Origin of the sequence: Escherichia sp. 20412-1, assembly GCF_003027595.1 — a bacterium.
Classification (GTDB): domain Bacteria; phylum Pseudomonadota; class Gammaproteobacteria; order Enterobacterales; family Enterobacteriaceae; genus Escherichia; species Escherichia marmotae.
The window spans coordinates 1-2728 of the sequence record NZ_PYQM01000093.1 but is presented as its reverse complement, the minus strand read 5'-3'; the positions used below and the strand labels follow the sequence as shown (position 1 = coordinate 2728).

At 41.3% G+C, this 2728-nt stretch carries 3 protein-coding genes; 1 reads left to right on the top strand and 2 read right to left on the bottom strand.

Annotated features, from left to right (window positions below; translation table 11 throughout):
- Positions 1-748: 748 nt before the first annotated feature.
- Positions 749-1417 (bottom strand): hypothetical protein, encoded by a 669-nt coding sequence (locus tag C7B16_RS23945; RefSeq protein WP_107180269.1) that lies wholly within the window; start codon positions 1415-1417, stop codon positions 749-751.
- 544 nt (positions 1418-1961) lie between these two features.
- Here C7B16_RS23945 and C7B16_RS23935 point away from each other — a divergent pair.
- Positions 1962-2423: an Abi family protein gene (locus tag C7B16_RS23935; RefSeq protein WP_258182617.1), complete on the top strand. Its 462-nt coding sequence runs from the start codon at positions 1962-1964 to the stop codon at positions 2421-2423.
- 209 nt (positions 2424-2632) lie between these two features.
- Here the strand turns inward: C7B16_RS23935 and C7B16_RS23930 are convergent.
- The coding region (locus C7B16_RS23930; protein WP_143192617.1) for a transposase domain-containing protein at positions 2633-2728 on the bottom strand (96 nt) is incomplete at its 5' end.

The following is a 2728-nucleotide window of genomic DNA, read 5'->3' as shown; positions in this document are numbered from 1 at the left end:
GTCTGCGTTTCTCCGGTCCTAAGACATCAATCATCTGTTCTCCAATGACTAGTCTAAAAACTAGTATTAAGACTATCACTTATTTAAGTGATATTGGTTGTCTGGAGATTCTGGGGGCTAGTCTACTGCATGGGCGCTTAAAGAAAATGGTGAGATAGTTGGTCTGGTGACGGTTCGTGATGATAATGGGCGTCCTAAACTGGTTACTCCTCCCCCTGTCCCTGGTGATTATTTGCATAAAGAACAACTCACCGATGATGAAAAAGAGTGGGCGAAGAGACGATAAGTGCATTCACATCAAGCCTCTTGTTCAGGAGGCTTTTATTTTGTCTGCATAAAAACGTCTTATCGTTTTTTATATACCTGCAAAAAGGTTGACTCCAGGAACATCATTTTCATGATGTTTTCCGAAGCGTTCTCGTAAATTCTCGCGCTCAGTCCTTCCTGAGAAATATCAGATTTTACGCAGTGCACTGCCGTTAATGACTCTATCAAAAATACTCACCGATATTTTTCGCACTGCAAACAATCTAACTCACTGTAAAACAACAAATCAGCTTCGCGCCGGTGACGCATCGAGCGCGCTGGCCAGCGCGATCCTCAGCTGCGACCGCTACAGTATTTTTGAACAAGATTACCCTCGCTCCGGGCAGACCACACCTTACTGACAGCCTTCGCCAGCGTGACAATCCCGGCTCCGGTTTAATTCGCCATGCAGTTAGACATTCAGGTCATTCTGTATAGATAATCACAGTGGTGTTCGTGATACCCCCTGCGGAAGTGGAACTTCGTAGCTACCATGCTCGCTTTCGTATCTACGGATGAGCCTGTCCAGTAGCTCAAACAGTGAGATTAGTTCGGTGATAAGCCCTGCCACATAGCCCTCATCGATGATAATTTTGTGTTTGTTCAGTCTGATATTTTCTTTCCTATTACAATAGCTTTTTATATCAGCCAGTCGCTCTGCCCTGTGCTTTTCAATCTCACCTTCGGAGTGAACCAGAACGTGCCGGATTTGCTCCACTTTAAGCATATCTTCCCACAGTTTCCACAAGGTGCTCTCCTGATTCATATCAAAACCGGCTTCGCACATTGTCTTTATCTGGTGTTCAAAAAAATTATACAGTGCGATAACCATAGATTTTCGATGCATCGATGGGTAAATATAACCGAACTCCTGAAATTCCCGACTGTAACCGCAAATAATATCCTCGTGATGACTTTCATCATTATTTTGTAAATGTTTAGAAATTTCATCAGAGACTAGTTTATCACTTTGTTTTATATTGTTTTCTGCATATTGATTATATGCAGAATAATCAAAAAGATCTGACTTGGTGAAATGACAAAGGTGAAAAAGGGTTGTGCCGAAGAAATCTATAACATTGGGGTAACGAAATTCAGTATCCAGTTCCATACACATCCTTCATCATATGACAGCCATAAACCGTTGCCGATCGACCTGCTTAAGTAAACATTCATCATAATTCCAGCACAGACTGGACGTACAGTATTTAATGTCAAAAAGGTTTTTTGTTGAAAATTCGGCATAATGCACAGTGGAAGAAACATTGGCGCGAGAAGACCGATAGTTCGATCAGCCTGACGTATCAACAGATTCAGAAGACCGAAAGACAGTTGGGTGAGATTCCCGCTGACAACAAAAAACAACCGACCTTAATTGTCCAGAAAATCAAGGAAACAAGTATGAAGAAATCAACCTTCAATCTAAACTTTGTGGCTAGCTGGGCTGTTGTTCTGTCAGTTTTCGTTGGCGCTGGAGGCGCACAGTGTATCTGTGCTCGATCCAATGTTTCTTCGTAGAGGTTCGCTGCTGATAGCTCTTTTTGTTAAAACAAACATGGTGAATAGTGTACTATTCACCATGACAACAGCTTCCTCCAGACTTTATGTCGTAAGAGTGGGAGCTTTTTTTTTGGCTTTTTGATAGGGTTGTTGAATTGTCAGATCTCATTCCATACCAAAAACCTTACCAGTCAAGTACCGACTTGTGTCAGAAGCTGCAACGGGATGGTTTAGTTATCACTGATGTTGGTAATGCGCGGAAAGTGCTTGAGAGATGTAGCTACTATCGATTTAAAGCCTATCTGATTCCTTTTCGTGATGAAACTACTCGCAGATATTATCCGGATGCAACTTTTGATAAAGCGTATGAGTTATATCTGTTTGATCAGGATTTACGGCTGTTGGTTTTTAAGTTGATCCAAAAAATTGAAATTGCCGTGCGTAGTTCTTTTGATTATTGGGTTACTGGAATAAATAAAAACTCTTTCTGGTATCTGGATTCCTCACTATTTAACAATAGTGATAGTCATATTAAAACCGTTTCTAATGTGAGCGCCTCATTCAGGAAATCAAAAGAAGAGTTCGCAAAACATTATAAAAGAAAAGTATTTTTATGAATATTGTCCGTTTCATCGTGGATTGCCTCCAGATTGGGTGTCAATTGAGTTATTAACTTTCGGTAATTTAAAAAGTCTGTTATAAGCCTTTAACTCCAAAGCTATTGAACGTTTGAAGCTGGACAGATATGCGTCCAGAATTGCAGGAGCAAAAGACTATACAACCCTTTTAAACTGGTGTAAGCGTCAACAGAGCGCCGTATTGACACTTATTTATCGGTGAAAACTACGTTCCATGGCAGCAGTTCGTCAACACGGTTGGAGGGCCATTCCGGCAGTACGCTCAGGATATGGCGCAGATACGC

Excerpts from the sequence above, each read along its gene's own strand:
- C7B16_RS23945 (WP_107180269.1), bottom strand. The coding sequence starts at position 1,417 with ATGGAACTGGATACTGAATTTCGTTACCCCAATGTTATAGATTTCTTC.